This is a genomic window from Streptomyces sp. NRRL B-1140 (genome assembly GCF_001280065.1).
Taxonomy (GTDB): domain Bacteria; phylum Actinomycetota; class Actinomycetes; order Streptomycetales; family Streptomycetaceae; genus Streptomyces.
Genome location: NZ_LGEA01000173.1, coordinates 71844 through 90277 on the forward strand (window position 1 = coordinate 71844; position 18434 = coordinate 90277).

Sequence of the window (18434 nt, forward strand, 5' to 3'; positions counted from 1 at the left end):
TTTGAACCGGGAGTACGTCAGTGAGCGCCATGCCGATCGCGTTGCTGGTCACCACGGCCGCCACGGGCGCCGTGGGCGTCGCCGTCCTGCGCACCGTCCTGCAGCTGCGCCGACAGGTCGCGGCCCTGCACACCGCGCTGGCCGAGAGTCGCGCCGCCACCACGCGTGCGCTGCTGCCCGCCGCTCGTACCACTGCCGACACCGAGGAGATACGCGCCGCCGTGGCGGCTGCACTCGCCGAGGAGCGGGAGCGGGAGCTGGCCGAGGCGCGGGCGTTCTGGGCCGCTCAGGAGGCCCGTGACGCCTCCGACACACCCCTGATGCCGGGTCTGCCCGAGCACGACCTGTTTCTGCCCCGCCAGGCCGATTTCGCGGGCCTGGAGCCGGTGTCCGAGCCCGGCGCGGACACCGAGGAGCCGGCCGCCGAGTCCCCGGAGCTGGCCGCGGCCCGCCGTCGCCACCCCTCCCACCCGGACTTCGTACCGGCCCAGTCGCCGGTCGTGAACGACCACGAGCGCACCGTCGCCACGCTGGAGGAGCTGGCTTCCTCCCGTATCGAGCTGACGGACGTGCGCCCGGGCCCGCTGGGCACGCTGGACGTGTACGTCTTCGCCAACGGCACGACCCTGTGCATGACCCCGGGCCACCGGGAGACGGCGGAGCACCTCGCAGCGGCCCTCCGCGCGGGCGCCACCCCGGTCCTCCTGGGCGGCTCCGGCATCTCTGGCGCGTACACCCTCACGTTCGAGTGCGGCGAGGAGAACGTCTACATCCTGGCGGACAGGGTCATCGCGTCCCTGTAGGGGAGCGCCCCATCAGGGGCGCGGGGAACTGCGCGAGCAACCGATCACGGCCCGCACCCGCGAACGAAGCTCAGACACCCGCCCGCTTCTGCGCTTCCTCCACCAACCGCACCGCCTCATCGACGTCGGCCTCACCGGGAATCACAACGGCCAGATCATGCCCGGCCACCGTGATCTGATCTGCGGCAGCAAACATCCCCGCATCCGGCATCTCCCGAGGCTCCACGCCCTCGAGGACCTGCGCCCTCCGGGCCAACTCCCGGGCCAGCTCCAGAGCCTCGGCTGCAGCACCCCGCTGCAACCTGCTCTGGGGCGCTGCCCTCAATCGATCGGCGAAGTGCTCCACCGCACGCGTCAGAGGCGTCGTATCAACCACGCCGCGAGCGTACGCGCCGCACCCGGACTGTTGCCAACGGGCGAACAGTCAGGCACCGTGACCTCAAGGACCGGCTTACATCCCAGCGTCCGGAGGCGCCGATGTCCCAAGTCTTCTCCGAAGAGACCCATCGCAACATGCTCGCCCGCATCCCCCACTGCACCGGTCGTCAGATCTCCGACTGGTTGCGCACCGTCGACGAAGGCCCGGCGCTCTTCCGCTTCGAGGAAAAGGTCAGCTGGCTCCGGCACGAACACAACCTCGCGTACGGCCACGCCAAGGCGATCGTCCACGAGTACGACCTGAGGAGGGCCGCGCGCAAACTCCTCTGAGGCGCGCCTCCTCCCCCGACGACGAAGGGCCCCGGCCGAAGCCGGGGCCCTTCGCGTGACGACCGTCGAGAACTAGTCGCTGCTGTTGAGGATCGACAGGAGCCTCAGGAACTCCATGTAGATCCAGACCAGCGTCAGCGTGAGGCCGAAGGCCGCGAGCCAGGCCTCCTCACGCGGGGCGCCGTAGGCGACGCCGTCCTCGACCTGCTTGAAGTCCAGGGCGAGGAAGCAGGCACCGAGGATGATGCCGATGACGCCGAAGACGACGCCGAGGGCGCCGCTGCGGAAGCCGAGGCCGTCACCGCCGCCGAACACCGCGAACAGCAGGTTCACGGTCATCAGCAGGATGAAGCCGAGCGCGGCCGCCATCACGAAGCCGTAGAAGCGGCGGTTGACGCGGATCCAGCCGGCCTTGTACGCGATCAGCACACCGGCGAAGACCGCCATGGTGCCGATCACGGCCTGCATGGCCGCACCGTCGGCGATGTGGGTGTCGACGATGTTGGACACGACGCCGAGGAAGACACCCTCGAACGCGGCGTACGTCAGGATCAGCGCGGGCGAGGCCTTGCGCTTGAAGGACTGCACGAACGCCAGGACCATGCCGATCAGCGCGGCGCCGATACCGATGCCGTAGCTACGGCCGATGTTGGCCTCGTCGACCGGCAGCAGGGCCCAGGAGAGCGCCGCGGTGAGGACGAGCACGCCGAGCGTGCTCGCCGTGCGCAGGACGACGTCGTCGATGGTCATCCGGCCGGTGGTGGCCGGGGCCTGCGGCGGCGCGCCGTACTGCTGGTCCTGCTGCTGGGCGTACGGGTTCTGCGCGTAAGGGTTCTGCGCGTACGGGTTGCCCGTCGGCTGGGCGTACGGGTTGCCCTGGGTGGCGACAGCGGGACCCCCGGCCTGCGGCGCGGTGTTAAAGCCCGCGTAGCCGTTGTCGCGGCTGAACCCCCGTCGCGAGAAGACCGGGTTTCTGCTCCTCATTTCACTCCTCCATGGCCACCAGGCGTGGCCTTGGCTCAAGAGTAATAGGTAGGCAAAGGAATGACCCTACTGCTTGGGGAGGATCTTTCCCTCGTCGTGCTGCGCAACACGCTACGTGGCGTGGTGATTCCCCTCACCGGAGGGGTCGTGCCCCGGGCTCACCCGAAGGGGAAGCCCGTGTACGCCTCGGCCAGGTCCGTCTCGGCGGCGCGGGAGGAGGCGACGCGCTCCAGCCGGGCGAGCTGGAGCCGGTCCTCGAAGGGCGTCGCGCCGGGGGCGCGGTGCAGCAGGCTCGTCATGTCGTAGGAGAACCGCTCCGCCTGCCAGACCCGGCGCAGGCAGGTCGCGGAGTAGGCGTCGAGCAGCTCCGCGGAGCCGGTCTCCTGCCGGTGGATCAGGGCCCGGGCGAAGGTCACGACGTCGCCGACGGCGAGGTTCAGGCCCTTGGCTCCGGTCGGGGGGACGATGTGCGCCGCGTCACCGGCGAGGAAGAGGCGGCCGTGGCGCATGGGCTCGTGGACGTAGGAGCGCATGGGCGTCACCGACTTCTGGGTGATCGGGCCGCGCTCCAGGCGCCAGTCGTCGGCGGTCTCGAACCGGCGCTCCAGTTCGTCCCAGATCTCCTCGTCGCTCCACGTCCCGGCGTCGGTGCCGTCGGGCACCTGGAGGTAGAGGCGGGAGACGGCCGGTGAGCGCATGGAGAGCAGGGCGAAGCCGCGCTCGTGGCGGGCGTAGACGAGCTCGTCGTGGGAGGGCGGTACGTCGGCGAGGATGCCGAGCCAGCCGAAGGGGTACGTCCGTTCGAAGACCTGGACCCGTTCCGACGGGATCGCCTTGCGGGCCACGCCCCAGAAACCGTCGCAGCCGACGACGTAGGCGCACTCGAGGACGTCCTCGTGACCCTGGTGCCGGAAGCGGATCCGCGGGGCGTCGGTTGCGGCGTCCTCCACGGCCAGCGCCTCCGCCTCGAAGAGCAGGGGTCCGCCCTCCCTGAGGTGCAGCGCGATGAGGTCCTTGCACACCTCGGTCTGCGCGTAGACCATCACGGACCGGCCGCCGGTGAGGGCCGGGAAATCCACGCGGTGGCGCTTGCGGTCGAAGCGCAGCTCGATGCCGTCGTGGCGCAGTCCCTCGCGGTCCATGCGCTCCCCGGCGCCGGCCGCGCGCAGCACGTCCGCCGTGCCTTGTTCCAGGATCCCGGCGCGCTGGCGCCGTTCGACGTAGGGGCGGTCGCGGCTCTCCAGGACGACCGAGTCGATGCCCGCGTTGTGGAGCAGCCGGGCGAGGAGGAGCCCGGCGGGGCCCGCTCCGATGATGCCGACGGTGGTGCGCATCGGACGACCTCTTCTCATCCACGTTCGTCAGGTGAAATTTCTTTCACCATGTGGCTGTGAGTCTCCGACGGCATCCGGTCGCTGTCAACGGGGACGCTGTGAACTCTTCAATGGACCACACAGGGATCGGAAGGTGCCCGGAGCCGGACTCGAACCGGCACGCCCGCGAAGGGGCAGCGAGGTTTAAGCTCGCCGTGTCTGCATTCCACCATCCGGGCAGGCCGTGGGCTCCGCATCGAGGTTCCGAGACTATCCGGACGGGTCCCCCGAACAGCGGAAGCGTGGACCGATGTTGTCTTATTTTATTGACGTCTGAGGGTGCATCAGCACACGGAACGCGCCATCCGCACTTGCCAATAGCCTTGCGTGTGGCAGTCGGCCGTGTATGCGGAATGACGGAATTTCACCGCTTGAACGAGGGCACTCCACCTGTTCTCGACACCCGGAAGCAGTTGTTCCCGACACCGGGGCCCCTCAGGGGCGTTCGTCATCCCCAGGTATGACACTGCCCCGCGCGGTCAGACCGCAGGCGGTCCCCGGAACCGGAACAGCGGGGGACTACACGGCGGCATGGGTCCCGGACGATGGAACACGTCCTTCCCCCCGCACAGCCGTCCGACAGGAGTGCCATCCCGTGACCACCGCTTCCCTCACCGACCGGGCCACCGCAGCGGCCGCGCGCGCCACGGATCTGTCGAAGATCTACGGGCAGGGTGAGACCCAGGTGGTCGCCCTGGACCGCGTCTCCGTCGACTTCCGCCAGGCCGAGTTCACCGCGATCATGGGCCCGTCCGGCTCCGGCAAGTCCACCCTGATGCACTGTGTGGCCGGACTCGACACCTTCTCCTCCGGGTCGGTGCGCATCGGCGACACCGAGCTCGGCTCGCTGAAGGACAAGCAGCTGACCAAGCTGCGCCGGGACAAGATCGGCTTCATCTTCCAGGCGTTCAACCTGCTGCCGACCCTCACGGCCCTGGAGAACATCACCCTTCCGATGGACATCGCCGGGCGCAAGCCGGACAAGCAGTGGGTGGACTCCGTCATCCGCATGGTCGGCCTGGCGGACCGGCTCGGCCACCGGCCGGCGCAGCTGTCCGGTGGTCAGCAGCAGCGCGTCGCGGTGGCCCGGGCGCTGGCCTCCCGGCCCGAGATCATCTTCGGGGACGAGCCCACCGGAAACCTCGACTCGCGCTCGGGCGCCGAGGTGCTGGGATTCCTGCGCAACTCCGTGCGGGAGATGGGCCAGACGGTGGTGATGGTGACGCACGACCCGGTGGCGGCCGCCTACGCGGACCGGGTGGTCTTCCTCGCGGACGGGCGGATCGTCGACGAGATGCACGGGCCGACGGCCGACTCCGTGCTCGACCGGATGAAGGAGTTCGACGCCAAGGGCCGCACCAGCTGATCACCCGTCAGGACCGACAGGACTGAGAAGAAGAACCCATGTTCCGTACCGCCTTGCGCAATGTGCTCGCACACAAGGCCCGGCTCCTGATGACCGTGCTCGCCGTCATGCTCGGCGTCGCATTCGTCTCCGGCACCCTGGTCTTCGCCGACACCCTCTCAGGCGCCTTCCGCAACCAGTCGGCGAAGAGCTACGACGACGTCGCCGTCTCCGTCTCCTCGTACGCCGCCCCGGACGACCCCGAGCAGGAGCCGGGCCTGTCCGGCAAGGTCCTCGACAGGATCTCCGCCGTGGACGGCGTCGCCGGGGTGTACGGCCGTGTCGAGGGCTTCGCCGGGGTCGCCGACCCCGACGGCAAGCTGATCGGCGTCGGCTGGTCCAACAAGGGCTCCAACTTCGCCCCCGGCAAGGACGGCAAGGACGCCGCCTACACGTTCACCGACGGCTCCGGCCCGGTGAAGGACGACCAGATCGCCCTGGACGAGGAGTCCGCCGCCAAGGGCGAGTACAAGGTCGGCGACCGGGTGCGCGTCGCGACCAACGGGCCCGTGAAGGAGTACACCCTCACCGGCGTGTTCACCACCGAGGACGGTGCCGTCAACGCCGGCGGCAGCCTCGTCCTCTTCGACACCGCGGTCGCCCAGCAGCAGTACCTCAAGCCGGGCTACTTCGAGAGCGTCACCGTCACCGCCGCCCCCGGGGCGAACGACACGAAGATCCTGGACGCGGTCAAGCCGCTGCTGCCGGACACCGCCGAGGCGCAGACCGGCCAGGCGCTCGCCGACGAGCAGGCCGAGCAGATCGAGCAGGGCATGGGCAACCTCAAGCAGGTCCTGCTCGGCTTCGCGGGCATCGCGCTCTTCGTCGGGATCTTCCTGATCTCCAACACGTTCACGATGCTGGTCGCCCAGCGCACCAAGGAGATCGCCCTGATGCGCGCCGTCGGCGCGTCCCGCAAGCAGATCACCCGCTCGGTGCTCGCCGAGGCCGCGCTGGTGGGGCTGGTCGCCTCGGTCGTCGGTTTCGTCCTCGGCATCGGCCTGGCCGTCGGACTGCGCTCCGGCATGGCCGCGTTCGACATGAAGATGCCGGACGGTCCGCTGATCCTGTCCGCCACGCCGGTGATCGCGGCGCTCGCGGTGGGCGTGCTGATCACGACGTTCGCCGCCTGGCTGCCCGGCCGCCGGGCCGCGAAGATCCCGCCCGTGGCGGCCATGAACAGCGTCCACGCGGTGGCCACCACCAAGTCGCTGGTGCTGCGCAACTCCATCGGCGCGGTCATCACCGCCCTCGGTGCGATGGGGATCGTGGCGGGCGCCTCGACCGGCGGCGACGACGGCCGCATGTACATCGGGGCGGGTGCCTTCTTCGCGCTGATCGGCGTGATCATCCTGATTCCGCTGCTGTCCCGGCCCGTGATCGCGCTCGTCCGTCCGCTGCTCGTCGGCCCCTTCGGGGTGGCGGGCAAGCTGGCCGGCCAGAACGCGGTCCGCAACCCGCGCCGCACCGGCGCCACCGCCTCGGCACTGGCCATCGGACTGACGCTGGTGACCGGTCTGTCGGTGCTCGGCATCACGGTCGGCACGGCCATCGACAAGATGACCACCGACAACATCAAGGCCGACTACATGGTCTCGATGGCCAACGGCGGTGACCTCGACGGCTCGGCCCTGACCGCGCTGGAGAAGGCCAAGGGCGTGTCCGCCATCTCGCCGCAGCAGAGCGCCTACTTCAAGGTCGACGGCGACGACTTCGTCTCCGCCTCGGCCATCACCCCCGGCGACATCGAGAAGGTCCTGACCGTCGACGTCGTCAACGGCAGCGCGGACTCGCTCGCCCAGGGCCGGATCGCGGTCGCCGAGAAGACGGCGAAGAGCAGGGGCTGGAAGACCGGCGACACCGTCCCCGTCACCTTCGGCGACGACAAGAAGGCCGAGCTGACGGTCGGCGCCGTCTACAAGGACAGCGAGTTCCTCTCCCCCGTCCTCATCGACCGGAAGATCGTGGACCGGCACGAGTCGAAGCCGTCCATCCAGCAGATCTTCGTGAAGGTCGACGGCGGTCGGACCGCGGCGAACGAGAAGGCCGTCGTCGACGCGCTGGGCGACAACCCCGCGATCACCGTCATGGACAAGCAGGACATCCGCAACGAGTTCGGCGGCGCCATCAATACCCTCCTCAACATCATGTACGGCCTTCTGGCGATGGCCCTGATCATCGCGGTGCTGGGCGTGGTCAACACCCTCGCGATGTCGGTCTTCGAACGGCAGCAGGAGATCGGCATGCTGCGCGCCATCGGCCTGGACCGGCGCCGGGTGAAGCGGATGGTCCGCCTGGAGGCCGTCGTCATCTCGGTGTTCGGCGCCGTGGTCGGCATCGGTCTCGGCGCGTTCCTCGGCTGGGCGATCGGCGAGACCTTCGCGGACCAGATCCCCGGGTACACGCTGGTCCTGCCCTGGGACCGGATCGGGATCTTCCTGGTGCTGGCCGGTCTGGTCGGCGTCCTGGCCGCGATGTGGCCGGCCCGCAACGCCGCGCGGCTGAACATGCTGAACGCGATCAAGGCGGAGTGATCTCACCGCTCCGCGGTACGCCGAAGGGCCGGGCCTCCCGTGACGGGCGACCCGGCCCTTCGGCGTCGTGCCCGGGTCAGTCCCGGCCGGGCGTGCCCCAGGTGCGGGCCCGCAACGGCATCCCGGAGGCGCCCTGTTCCGGGGCGCGGACGGCCAGGACCTGGTTGACCCCGATGCGGTTGCGTTCGAAGGCGAGCGCGGAGGCCGCCATGTAGAGGCGCCAGACGCGGGCCCGGCCGGGGCCGGCCAGCTGGACGGCGCGCTGCCAGTCGGCCTCCAGGCGGGCCACCCACTGACGCAGGGTCAGGGCGTAGTGCTCGCGGAGCGCCTCCACGTCGCGCACCTCGAACCCGGCGCGCTCCAGCTGGGTCACGGTGGCGCCGATCGGCTGGAGTTCACCGTCGGGGAAGACGTAGGAGTCGATGAACGGGTCGATGCTGTACGTCGTCTCGTCCCGCTGGGGGCGCCGGGCGATCTGGTGGTTCAGCAGCCGCCCGCCGGGCTTGAGCAGGTCGTACAGGTCGGCGGCGTACTCCAGATAGCGCTCGGCGCCGACGTGTTCGGCCATGCCGATGGAGGAGACGGCGTCGTAGGGGCCGTCCCGGACGTCGCGGTAGTCCTGGACGCGGATCTCGACCATGTCGGTGAGGCCCTCGTCGGCGACGCGCTTGCGGGCGTAGGCGGCCTGCTCCTGGGAGAGGGTGACGCCGACGACGCGCACGCCGTGCTCGCGGGCGGCGTGCACGGCCATGGAGCCCCAGCCGCAGCCGACGTCCAGCAGCCGCAGGCCGGGTCTCAGGCCGAGCTTGCGGCAGACGAGTTCGAGCTTGTCGTGCTGGGCCTGTTCGAGGGTGCTGTCCGGGGTGGGCCAGTAGGCGCAGGAGTACACCATGGACGGGCCGAGGACGATCTCGTAGAAGTCGTTGCCGACGTCGTAGTGGTGGCTGATGGCGCGTCGGTCGGTGTGCTTGGTGTGCAGGTGGCGGCGGGGGCTGCGGGCCTCCTCGCGGGGCGGGGCGGGCGGCAGCGGGAGTCCGCCGAGCCTGACCAGTCCGCGGACGGCCGCGCGTACCTCGGGGTCGCGCAGGGCCTGGGCGAGGGTGCGGGCGTCCTCGCCGCGCTCCCAGATGAGACCGGCCAGCAGATCGAGGGTCGTGTAGAGGTCGCCCTCGATGTCGAGGTCTCCCGCGACCCAGGCGCGGGCCAGGCCCAGTTCGCCGGGCTTCCACAACAGACGGCGCAGCGCGCGGCGGTTGCGTACGACCAGGGTCGGCGCGCCCGGCGGGCCGGCCTGCGAACCGTCCCATGCGCGGATGCCCACCGGGAGCGGTGCTCCCAGCAACTGTGTGAAAAGGCCCTGCAGCCGCGGCGCGGCGTCTGCCATGGTGTACACCTCCGTGACGAGGAATCCCGGAATGTCCGACACCACGTAAACACCTGCGGGGCTCGGGCGCAGTCCCCGGCACGCGTCATGTCTGGGCAAAACCGCCGCTTCGCCCGCCCGGACGCGGCTGTGCGGCGTTCCGGAGGGCCGTGCCGGGACGCGGGCACGCCGAAGGGCCCCCCGCACCACGGATGGCGGGAGGCCCTTCGTCGGACGGACGGGTGACCTGAGGTCAGGAGGCCTTGGCCTTCTCCTCGGTCTTCTCCTTCGGCGCGGCGGCGACCGGGGCCGGCTTGGCGGCCTCGTAGAACTCCTCGCGCGGCGTCTCGATGGCGCCGAGCGAGACGACCTCGCGCTTGAGGAACATGCCGAGGGTCCAGTCGGCGAAGACGCGGATCTTGCGGTTCCAGGTCGGCATGGCCAGGCCGTGGTAGCCACGGTGCATGTACCAGGCGAGACGGCCCTTGAGCTTGATCTTCATCTTGCCCATGACGATCATCGCGACGCCCTTGTGGAGGCCGAGACCGGCCACCGCGCCCTTGTTGGCGTGCGCGTAGTCCTTCTGCGGGAAGCCCCGCATGCCGGACACCACGTTGTCGCCGAGGACCCGGGCCTGGCGCAGCGCGTGCTGGGCGTTCGGCGGGCACCAGGCGTTCTCGTTGCCGGCCTTGCGGCCGACGAGGTCCGGGACCTGGGCGTTGTCGCCGGCGGCCCAGATGTAGTCGGTGCCCTTGACCTGGAGGGTCGGCTCGCAGTCGACGTGACCGCGGGGGCCCAGCGGCAGGCCGTAGCGGGCCAGGGCCGGGTTGGGCTTGACGCCGGCGGTCCAGACGATGGTGTTGGAGTCGACCTCGAGGCCGTTCTTCAGCACCACGTGGCCGTCGACGCAGGAGTCCATGGAGGTGGACAGGTAGACCTCGACGCCGCGGCCCTCGAGGTGCTCCTTGCCGTACTTGCCGAGCTTGGGACCGACCTCGGGGAGGATCTTGTCGGCGGCGTCGACCAGGATGAAGCGCATGTCCTCGCGGGACACGTTCTTGTAGTACTTCGCGGCGTCCCGGGCCATGTCCTCGACCTCGCCGATGGTCTCCGCACCGGCGAATCCGCCGCCCACGAAGACGAAGGTGAGCGCCTTGCGGCGGATCTCCTCGTCGGTGGTGGAGTCGGCCTTGTCGAGCTGCTCGAGGACGTGGTTGCGCAGGCCGATGGCCTCCTCGACGCCCTTCATGCCGATGCCCTGCTCCGCGAGACCGGGGATCGGGAAGGTGCGGGAGACCGCGCCGAGCGCGATCACCAGGTAGTCGAAGGGCAGCTCGTAGGCCTCGCCGACCAGCGGGGAGACCGTGGCGACCTTGCGGTCCTGGTCGATGGTGGTGACCCGGCCGGTGAGAACCTCCGCCTTGGGCAGCACGCGTCGCAGCGGGACGACGACGTGGCGCGGGGAGATGTTGCCGGCGGCGGCTTCGGGGAGGAAGGGCTGGTAGGTCATGTACGACCGGGGGTCGACGACCGTGACGGTCGCCTCGCCGTAGCGCATCTTCTTCTGGATGCGCCGAGCTGCGTACAGGCCTACGTACCCACCGCCTACTACGAGGATCCTGGGACGCTCCGTGGTGCTCATGCCATCGAGTATCCACCCGTCTCAGGGGGGTGGCTCGTGCGCCCCTTCACAAGCTCTTGCAGGGTGTGTGCTATCCTCCGCGGCCCGCGTGATCCATGTCATGGTGACAACCGGGCTCCTTTATGCACCCCGGAGCGTTGTCAATGCCGCGTGAGCTGCCTCTCTGCACCCGAGAAGCCTCCGTGAGGCACTCCGCGAAGGCCGCTCCGAGCACCTTCCCGGGGACCTCCATACCATGCTTCTGAACATGTTCAAAGGCCTGTTCAGCCCCCGGACGGGTCAACGGGGCCCTTCTGATCGCCCGGGAGGGCCGAATTCCTTGTGAAGAACTTCACGAACTTTTCCGGCGGGCTGCCTCCGGGGGGTCCGCCGGAGCCCCCGGAGACGCTCATTCGTGATCCATGCCTGCTCAGAAGCGGGCTAGGTGAGCGACCACGCGATGCCGTCGAGGATGTCGTGCTCGCTCACCACGACCTCCCGCGCGCCGATCCGCTCCATGATCGACAGGAGTACGAGGGCGCCCGCCCCGATCACGTCGACCCGGCCCGGATGCATGGAGGGCACGGCCGCGCGCTCTGCGTGGGTGGAGCGCAGCAGCCACTCGGTGATCTCGCGGACCCGGTCGTAGGAGACGCGGGAGTGGTGGATGGCCTGCGAGTCGTACGCGGGCAGCTCCTGCGCGATCGCCGACACGGTCGTCACGGAGCCGGCGAGGCCCACCAGCGTGCGCGCCTCGCGCAGCGGAACCGTCTGCTCGGCGAGGTCGAGCGCGGCCTCGATGTCGGCCCGCATCGCCGCGATCCGCTCCTCGGTCGGCGGGTCGCTCACCACCCCGTCCCGGACCAGGTGCCGCTCGGTCATACGGACACAGCCGATGTCCACCGAGCGGGCGGCCCGGACATGGTCGTCGCCCACGACGAACTCGGTCGAGCCGCCGCCGATGTCCACGACCAGGTAGGGCTTGGGCAGGTGGTCGCTCCCTGCGAGCTCCCTGGTGGCGCCGGTGAAGGAGAACTCGGCCTCCTGGTCGCCGGTGATCACCTCGGGCTCGACGCCCAGGATGTCCAGCACACCGCGCACGAACTCGTCGCGGTTCTCGGCGTCCCGGGAGGCGGACGTCGCCACGAAGCGCAGCCGCTCCGCCCCGTGCTCCTTGATGACCGCGGCGTACTCACGGCACGCCGCGAAGGTCCGCTGCAGCGCCTCGGGGGCGAGCCGGCCGGTGCGGTCGACGCCCTGCCCGAGTCGCACGATCGTCATCCGGCGGTCGAGGTCGACCAGCTCGCCGGTCGCCGGGTCGGCGTCGGCGACCAGGAGCCGGATGGAGTTCGTACCGCAGTCCACGGCCGCGACACGGGTCACTGGGCGTCCTCCTCGGCGGTCGTCACACAGGCGCCCTTGCGCCACCACTCCGGCAGCATCGCCAGCGCCTCGTCGCCCAGGGGGTTCACGCCCGGCCCCGCGGCCAGGGAGTGGGCCACCAGGACGTGCAGGCACTTCACCCGGTCCGGCATGCCGCCCGCGCTCGGGAAGTTCTTCAGCTCCTCGATCTCGTCGCGGCGCCGGATGTAGTCCTCGTGCGCGGCCCGGTAGGCCGCCGCCAGCTCCGGGTCCGAGGCCAGCCGCTCGGTCATCTCCTTCATCACGCCGTTGGCCTCCAGCGTGCCGATGGCCGAGTTCGCCTTCGGGCACGTCAGGTAGTACAGCGTGGGGAACGGTGTCCCGTCCGGCAGCCGGGGGGCCGTCTCGACGACGTCGGGCCGGCCGCACGGGCAGCGGTGCGCGATCGCGCGCAGCCCGCGCGGGGGCCGACCGAGCTGCTGCTTGAAGGCCTCGACGTCGGCGTCGGTCGGCTCGGTGCGCGGGGTGGTCGGCGGGGGCGTTTCCATGACTGTCTTCAGGCTGTCTTTCTCTGGGTTCAGGTCACTGGCTGGGGCTGGGTCACCGGTCGGAGGTGTCGGCCTTGTCGACCCCGTCCCAGACGTTCGAGTACCAGGGGCGGTCGGCCGCCCCCAGGTCGGTGCGCGACTGCTGCGCCGCGTGCGGGTCGACGACGATGAAGCCCGTCTCCCCCGGCATGACGTAGTGCAACCGCTGCCGGATCTGCTGTTCGGCGTACGCGTCGTCCTGCCAGCGCGCCTTCAGGTCACGCAGCCGTTCGACGCGCTCGCGGGCCTGCTGCTGCTCACGCCGGAGGTCGTCGATCTCCGCGCGCTGCGAGACGTACTCCCGCATCGGGTAGGCCAGGGCCACGATCAGCGAGCACATCACCAGGGCGAGCAGCGCGGCCCGGCCGGTCAGCCGCGAGCGGCGGGCCTGGCGCCTGGTCTGGGAGCGGTAGACCCGGGCCGCGGTCTGCTCGCCGAGCAACCGGATCCTGGTCGCGGTGGAGAACCGGTCCCGGTCCTTCACGGCCATCTGTCCGCCTCCCGCTCCACCGTCCTACGCGCGTACGTCCCCGGACACGGTACGGGACCGAGTACGGGGACGTACGTACGACTGGCTAAGGCTTGACCGCCGAGGTTCAGCCCTTGAAGCGCGGGAAGGCGCTGCGGCCGGCGTAGACCGCGGCGTCGTCGAGGATCTCCTCGATGCGCAGCAGCTGGTTGTACTTGGCGACGCGCTCGGAGCGGGCCGGGGCGCCGGTCTTGATCTGGCCGCAGTTGGTGGCGACGGCCAGGTCGGCGATGGTGACGTCCTCGGTCTCGCCGGAGCGGTGGGACATCATGCACTTGAAGCCGTTGCGCTGGGCCAGCTCGACGGCGTCCAGGGTCTCGGTGAGCGAGCCGATCTGGTTGACCTTGACCAGGAGCGCGTTGGCGGCGTTCTCCTCGATGCCGCGGGCGAGGCGCTCGGGGTTGGTGACGAACAGGTCGTCGCCGACGAGCTGGACCTTGTCACCGAGCTTGGCGGTGATGGTCTTCCAGCCCTCCCAGTCGTCCTCGAACAGCGGGTCCTCGATGGAGACGAGCGGGTACGCGTCGACGAGCTCCGCGTAGTACTCGGTCATCTCGGCGGCCGAGCGGGTCTTGCCCTCGAAGGTGTAGGAGCCGTCCTTGTAGAACTCGGAGGCGGCGACGTCGAGGGCCAGGGCGATCTGCTCGCCCGGGGTGTAGCCGGCTTCCTTGATGGCCTCGAGGATGAGGTCGAGGGCCTCGCGGTTGGAGCCGAGGTTCGGGGCGAAGCCGCCCTCGTCGCCGAGGCCGGTGGCCAGGCCCTTGCTCTTCAGGACCTTCTTCAGCGTGTGGTAGACCTCGGCGCCCCAGCGCAGCGCCTCGGAGAACGACTCCGCGCCGATCGGGGCGATCATGAACTCCTGGATGTCCACGTTGGAGTCGGCGTGCGAGCCGCCGTTCAGGATGTTCATCATCGGCACCGGCAGCAGGTGCGCGTTGGGGCCGCCCAGGTAGCGGAAGAGGGGGAGGTCGCTGGCCTCGGAGGCGGCGTGGGCGACGGCGAGGGAGACGCCGAGGATGGCGTTGGCGCCGAGGGAGCCCTTGTTGTCGGTGGCGTCCAGGTCGAACATGGCCTGGTCGATCAGGCGCTGCTCGGTGGCGTCATAGCCGACCAGCTCCGGACCGATCTGCTCGATGACGGCGAGGACGGCCTTCTCCACGCCCTTGCCGAGGTAGCGGTTCGAGTCGCCGTCGCGGAGCTCGATGGCCTCGAAGGCGCCCGTGGAGGCGCCGGACGGGACGGCGGCACGACCGGTGCTGCCGTCGTCGAGGCCGACCTCGACCTCGACCGTGGGGTTGCCTCGGGAGTCCAGGATTTCCCGGGCTACGACGACGTCGATGGACGGCACGAGCATCTCCTTCTTCATGTGACGCGGTACGCGGGTCGCACGGACCCGGCGGGGTGCGGGCCCGGTGGCTCGCGACATGAGCCTAACCGGCCCGGGGCGATCGGCCACCGGGTCGCCCACCCCATGGACAGAACCGAGCGTAAATTGTTTCCGAACGGAACAAAGACGGTTGCCGAAAAAACCCCGCCCCGGTGCGTACGGGGGATGACGCACCGGGGCGGGGAGCCCGTGGACCCGGGAGGGTCCGGGTGGGCCGCTGCTTACTTCAGGTGCAGCTGCTGGCCCGGGTAGATGAGGTCGGCGTCCTCGACGATGTCCTTGTTCAGCTCGAACAGCTTCTCCCAGCCGCCCTTGACCTTCTTGTCCGCGGCGATCGAGCCGAGGGTGTCACCCTTGACGACCTTGTACTCGCCGTCGCCCTTCTTGACCTTCTTGCCGGTCGGCGTGGTGACGGTCTTCTTGGCCGCCGGGCGCTCGTCCGAGCGGGAGGCCGGCTGCTGCTGGGTCTCGCGGGACTCGGTGCTCTGCTGCTGCGAGGAGCTGCCGGAGTCGCTCGAGGAGCCGCCACCGGTGGAGGCACCCGACAGGCCCTTGCCGCAGACCGGCCAGGCGCCCTTGCCCTGGCTCGCCAGGACCTTCTCGGCGACCTGGATCTGCTGGTCCTTGCTGGCCTTGTCGGCGGTCGAGGCGTACTGGGTGCCGCCGTACGCGGCCCAGGTGGAGGCGGAGAACTGCAGACCGCCGTAGTAGCCGTTGCCGGTGTTGATGGACCAGTTGCCGCCGGACTCGCACTGGGCGACCGTGTCCCACTCGGAGGTGGTGGCGGCGGAGGCGTTGCCGGCCGCCATCAGCGGGGCGGCGACGGCGGCACCGGTGACACCGGCGATGGCGATGGCGCGGCTGGCCTTGGACGGACGGCGGTGCGTGCCCTTGCCGGAAAACAGCATGGAGAGATCCCCTCACCGACGCCTGCGAGGTGAGCTGTCGGGTTCGGGCCGGTTGAGTTGCCCGGCCGCATCCCCTGACGGGACGCGGCTTCACCCCAAGCCCTTCCGGCACAAGCAGCCGGTCGGGCACCTACCTTGGGTCCCCCGCTCCTGCCTACGGCGCTTGACGCGACGACTGTTCCCGTGCGGCCGCTGGCAGGATTCGGCGTTGCGGCAGCCGGGGCCCGCGGTGGCGAGCGGTCACGACCGTAGACACGAGATCCACGGAATTTCAAAGACGATCAGGGCTTCTGAGATCTATCTCTCACGGGCCCCAAACGGGACATCAGCCGCGAAACATGACGTGAACTCACCCGGTTTCGGGATGACTTCGACCGCCGTTTCCGTACTGCCCGAACGGCTACCTCTCGTCCGCTTCGCCCTCGACCGTGAGCGCCTGACCGGGGAGGATGAGGTCCGGGTCGGCGCCGACCTCCTTCTCGTTGCCCTCGTAGAGCGCGTGCCATCCCCCGCTGACGCGAAGGGCGTCGGCGATGGACCAGAGACTGTCGCCGATACCCACGATGTAGGCACCTTCGGATGTATCGCCGGAACTCTCTTCGGCGGGCGCGGAGTGACGCCCCGTGGACTTCTCCGCACGGGCACCGTCGGGGTCGCCGGTTTCGTCGGCGCTGGGGCCGCGATGGCGGCCGGAGCCGGTGTCGGATCCCTCGCCGCGCCGGGAGTCGTCGGCTTTGCCACGCTTGGAGGCGTCCGGGGAGGAGCTCTCGGACCGCTCCTCGCTCGACGAGTCGGGCGATTCGGTCGACTTGTCCGGCTTGGAAGTTTCGTCCTTCGAGGCCGACGACGCGTCAGGAGAGGGTGAGGAGGTGTCCGAAGGGGACGAACCCAGCGAGTCGAGCAAACCGGGCGAGTCCACCTCGCCGGACGAGTCGGACGCATCGGACGAACCGGAGTCCGACCCCTTGCCCTGCTCGAGGCCGGAGAGCAGTCCACACGTGCGCCACGCGCCGACTCCCTGGTCGGCGAGGATTCTCTCGGCCACGGCTATCTGCTGGGAGCGGCTGGCCAGGTCGGCGCTCGCGGCGTAGTCCAGACCGCCGTGGCTCTCCCAGTCCTCCTGGGACAACTGCAGGCCGCCGTAGTAGCCGTTGCCGCTGTTCTCGCTCCACGCGCCACCGCTCTCGCAGTCCGCGACCCGATCCCAGGTCGTGCCGTCGGCCGCGCTGGCACCGGAGGCCCCGAGGAGCGGAATCGCGATGGCGGAGCCGGTGACTCCGGCCGCGACGAGGAGAGCCGGAGCCTGGCGGGGGCGACGGTGCCGACCGTTCCCGGAGAGCATACGGAGACCTTTCACGCGACAGCAGTGACCGACGCGGCGTGCATCCCTCCGCGTTGATGGGTGAACGTATCGGCAGACGATCACTTGTCACAAGTTCATGCCGCGTAGATCACGTGAAGATCACAGCTCTGATGTTTCGTCAGCTCCCGGCCGGTACCCCCGGCGCGAACTCCACCGGCAGCGTGCGCAGCCCGCGCATGATGAGGCCGCCGCGCCATCTCAGCTCGGCCGGATCGGCGGCGAGCCGGAGGTCCGGAAGGCGCGTGAGGAGGGTGGCGAGCGCGGTCTGGCCCTCCAGGCGGGCGAGCGGGGCGCCGAGGCAGTAGTGGATGCCGTGGCCGTATCCGAGGTGCTGGTTGTCGCCGCGGGAGAGGTCCAGTACGTCCGGATCCGCGAACCGCTCCGGGTCCCGGTCCGCGGCGGCGAGCACGACGAGGACGGGGTCGCCCGCCTCGATGCGCTGCCCGCCGAGGGTGAGCGGCTGCGTGGCGAAACGCCAGGTGGCGAGTTCGACAGGGCCGTCGAAACGGAGGAGTTCCTCGACGCCGGTCTCCAGCAGGCCGCGCTCCCCGGCGGCGAGCGACGCCTGGAGCCGGGCGCGCTGTCCGGGGTGGGTGAGCAGGGCGTAGGTGCCGTTTCCGATCAGGTTGACGGTTGTCTCGAAACCGGCGAACAGCAGGATGAAGGCCATGGCCGCCGCCTCGTTCTCGGTGAGGTGCTCCCCGTGGTCCGAGGCGCGGATCAGACCGGAGATGAGGTCCTCGCCGGGGGCGGGCTCGGCGGGCAGCGCCTCGCGCTTGCGGTGGATGAGCTCGGCCAGGTAGCCGCGCATCTTCTTCACCGACCGCGCCACACCGCCCCTCGGGCCGCCCTGGTGACGGATCATCATGCCCGCCCAGTCGCGGAAGTCGTCCTGGTCCTCGCGCGGGACGCCGAGCAGGTCGCAGATGGCGTAGATGGGGAGCGGGAAGGCGAACTCGTGGATCAGGTCGGCGGACCCCTCCGCCGCGAAGCCGTCGATCAGGGTGTCCGTGAGCTCCTGCACCCGCGGCGCGAACTCGGCGACCCGGCGGGGTGTGAACGCCTTCGACACCAGCCGCCGCAGCCGGGTGTGGTCCGGCGGGTCGATGTTCAGCAGATGCGTCATCAGCTCCGCCTTGCGCTCGCCGGGGATGCCCGTCTTCCCCCTGGCGTGCGCCGGTTCGTCGTGATGCGCCGGGTTCTTGGAGAGCCGGTTGTCGGCGAGCGTCTGCTTGGCGTCGGCGTACCGCGTGACCAGCCAGGCCTCCACACCGCTCGGCAGCCGCGTCTTGTGGACGGGGCTGTGCTCGCGGAGCCAGGCGTAGGCGGGGTAGGGGTTGCTCGCGAACTCCCAGGTGAAGAGATCGGGAGCGGTCGCGGCTGGGCTGGGCTGGGGCTGGTCGGTCACTCCTCGACCGTATCCGGCTTCCGGCAGCGGCCCGCCACCGTCACGGCGTGGGGCGGGGTCCCGCGCACCCGCGCCCGGTTGCTCGTTTGCCCGGTTGTG

Annotated in this window: 16 protein-coding genes, 1 tRNA gene and 1 riboswitch; of the genes, 4 read left to right on the plus strand and 13 right to left on the minus strand. The window is 70.0% G+C overall.

Annotated elements, in window-relative coordinates:
* The first annotated feature begins 20 nt into the window (after positions 1-20).
* Entirely contained in the window at positions 21-803 is a 783-nt protein-coding gene (locus ADK65_RS35885) for a hypothetical protein (RefSeq protein WP_053675740.1), read from the plus strand.
* A gap of 70 nt (positions 804-873) precedes the next feature.
* Here the strand turns inward: ADK65_RS35885 and ADK65_RS35890 are convergent, their stop codons facing one another.
* A complete protein-coding gene (locus tag ADK65_RS35890) occupies positions 874-1179 on the minus strand; it encodes a hypothetical protein (protein WP_199825761.1) in 306 nt (101 codons plus the stop codon).
* 101 nt (positions 1180-1280) lie between these two features.
* Between ADK65_RS35890 and ADK65_RS35895 the strand changes: the two genes are divergently transcribed.
* A complete protein-coding gene (locus ADK65_RS35895) occupies positions 1281-1511 on the plus strand; it encodes a DUF4287 domain-containing protein (RefSeq protein ID WP_003990751.1) in 231 nt (76 codons plus the stop codon).
* Between the two features lie 72 nt (positions 1512-1583).
* On the opposite strand, the gene ADK65_RS35900 is transcribed toward ADK65_RS35895, so the two are convergent.
* The 3 genes from ADK65_RS35900 to ADK65_RS35910 form a co-directional block, all read right to left on the minus strand.
* Positions 1584-2495 (minus strand): Bax inhibitor-1/YccA family membrane protein, encoded by a 912-nt coding sequence (locus tag ADK65_RS35900; protein ID WP_053675744.1) that lies wholly within the window; start codon positions 2493-2495, stop codon positions 1584-1586.
* A gap of 158 nt (positions 2496-2653) precedes the next feature.
* Positions 2654-3829, minus strand: a complete 1176-nt coding sequence (locus tag ADK65_RS35905; protein WP_053675746.1) for a 4-hydroxybenzoate 3-monooxygenase — start codon at positions 3827-3829, stop codon at positions 2654-2656.
* A 134-nt stretch (positions 3830-3963) separates the two neighbouring features.
* Positions 3964-4047: transfer RNA gene (locus ADK65_RS35910), tRNA-Leu, on the minus strand.
* Between the two features lie 416 nt (positions 4048-4463).
* On the opposite strand from ADK65_RS35910, the gene ADK65_RS35915 reads away from it, so the two are divergent.
* Positions 4464-5234 (plus strand): ABC transporter ATP-binding protein, encoded by a 771-nt coding sequence (locus tag ADK65_RS35915; RefSeq protein WP_053675749.1) that lies wholly within the window; start codon positions 4464-4466, stop codon positions 5232-5234.
* Positions 5235-5272: 38 nt separating this feature from the next.
* Positions 5273-7807 (plus strand): ABC transporter permease, encoded by a 2535-nt coding sequence (locus ADK65_RS35920; RefSeq protein WP_053675751.1) that lies wholly within the window; start codon positions 5273-5275, stop codon positions 7805-7807.
* 76 nt (positions 7808-7883) lie between these two features.
* Here the strand turns inward: ADK65_RS35920 and ADK65_RS35925 are convergent, their stop codons facing one another.
* The 9 genes from ADK65_RS35925 to ADK65_RS35965 all read right to left on the minus strand — a co-directional run bounded on the left by ADK65_RS35925 (position 7884) and on the right by ADK65_RS35965 (position 18335).
* Entirely contained in the window at positions 7884-9191 is a 1308-nt protein-coding gene (locus ADK65_RS35925; RefSeq protein WP_053675978.1) for a class I SAM-dependent methyltransferase, read from the minus strand.
* Between the two features lie 232 nt (positions 9192-9423).
* Positions 9424-10812 (minus strand): NAD(P)/FAD-dependent oxidoreductase, encoded by a 1389-nt coding sequence (locus ADK65_RS35930; protein ID WP_078956314.1) that lies wholly within the window; start codon positions 10810-10812, stop codon positions 9424-9426.
* Positions 10813-11232: 420 nt separating this feature from the next.
* Positions 11233-12174 carry a Ppx/GppA phosphatase family protein gene (locus tag ADK65_RS35935; protein ID WP_053675754.1) on the minus strand — a complete coding sequence of 314 codons (942 nt, stop codon included), beginning with the start codon at positions 12172-12174 and terminating at the stop codon, positions 11233-11235.
* Positions 12171-12701 carry a DUF501 domain-containing protein gene (locus ADK65_RS35940; RefSeq protein ID WP_053675756.1) on the minus strand — a complete coding sequence of 177 codons (531 nt, stop codon included), beginning with the start codon at positions 12699-12701 and terminating at the stop codon, positions 12171-12173. Before ADK65_RS35940 ends, ADK65_RS35935 begins: the two co-directional genes overlap by 4 nt.
* Positions 12702-12753: 52 nt before the next feature.
* Positions 12754-13230, minus strand: a complete 477-nt coding sequence (locus ADK65_RS35945) for an FtsB family cell division protein (protein ID WP_053675758.1) — start codon at positions 13228-13230, stop codon at positions 12754-12756.
* 106 nt (positions 13231-13336) lie between these two features.
* Complete coding sequence (gene eno, locus ADK65_RS35950) at positions 13337-14617, minus strand: phosphopyruvate hydratase (RefSeq protein WP_107092473.1); 1281 nt, start codon at positions 14615-14617, stop codon at positions 13337-13339.
* A gap of 260 nt (positions 14618-14877) precedes the next feature.
* Entirely contained in the window at positions 14878-15564 is a 687-nt protein-coding gene (locus tag ADK65_RS35955; RefSeq protein WP_053675763.1) for a transglycosylase family protein, read from the minus strand.
* A 4-nt stretch (positions 15565-15568) separates the two neighbouring features.
* A riboswitch (cyclic di-AMP (ydaO/yuaA leader) is annotated at positions 15569-15736 on the minus strand.
* A 228-nt stretch (positions 15737-15964) separates the two neighbouring features.
* A complete protein-coding gene (locus tag ADK65_RS35960) occupies positions 15965-16906 on the minus strand; it encodes a transglycosylase family protein (protein ID WP_053675765.1) in 942 nt (313 codons plus the stop codon).
* Positions 16907-17045: 139 nt separating this feature from the next.
* Complete coding sequence (locus ADK65_RS35965) at positions 17046-18335, minus strand: cytochrome P450 family protein (RefSeq protein WP_053675767.1); 1290 nt, start codon at positions 18333-18335, stop codon at positions 17046-17048.
* Between the last annotated feature and the right edge of the window lie 99 nt (positions 18336-18434).

Coding starts and splice junctions, on each gene's coding strand:
- ADK65_RS35895 (WP_003990751.1), top strand. CDS start 1,281: ATGTCCCAAGTCTTCTCCGAAGAGACCCATCGCAACATGCTCGCCCGC.
- ADK65_RS35900 (WP_053675744.1), bottom strand. CDS start 2,495: ATGAGGAGCAGAAACCCGGTCTTCTCGCGACGGGGGTTCAGCCGCGAC.
- ADK65_RS35905 (WP_053675746.1), bottom strand. CDS start 3,829: ATGCGCACCACCGTCGGCATCATCGGAGCGGGCCCCGCCGGGCTCCTC.
- ADK65_RS35920 (WP_053675751.1), top strand. CDS start 5,273: ATGTTCCGTACCGCCTTGCGCAATGTGCTCGCACACAAGGCCCGGCTC.
- ADK65_RS35925 (WP_053675978.1), bottom strand. CDS start 9,191: ATGGCAGACGCCGCGCCGCGGCTGCAGGGCCTTTTCACACAGTTGCTG.
- ADK65_RS35930 (WP_078956314.1), bottom strand. CDS start 10,812: ATGAGCACCACGGAGCGTCCCAGGATCCTCGTAGTAGGCGGTGGGTAC.
- ADK65_RS35940 (WP_053675756.1), bottom strand. CDS start 12,701: ATGGAAACGCCCCCGCCGACCACCCCGCGCACCGAGCCGACCGACGCC.
- ADK65_RS35945 (WP_053675758.1), bottom strand. CDS start 13,230: ATGGCCGTGAAGGACCGGGACCGGTTCTCCACCGCGACCAGGATCCGG.
- ADK65_RS35955 (WP_053675763.1), bottom strand. CDS start 15,564: ATGCTGTTTTCCGGCAAGGGCACGCACCGCCGTCCGTCCAAGGCCAGC.
- ADK65_RS35960 (WP_053675765.1), bottom strand. CDS start 16,906: ATGCTCTCCGGGAACGGTCGGCACCGTCGCCCCCGCCAGGCTCCGGCT.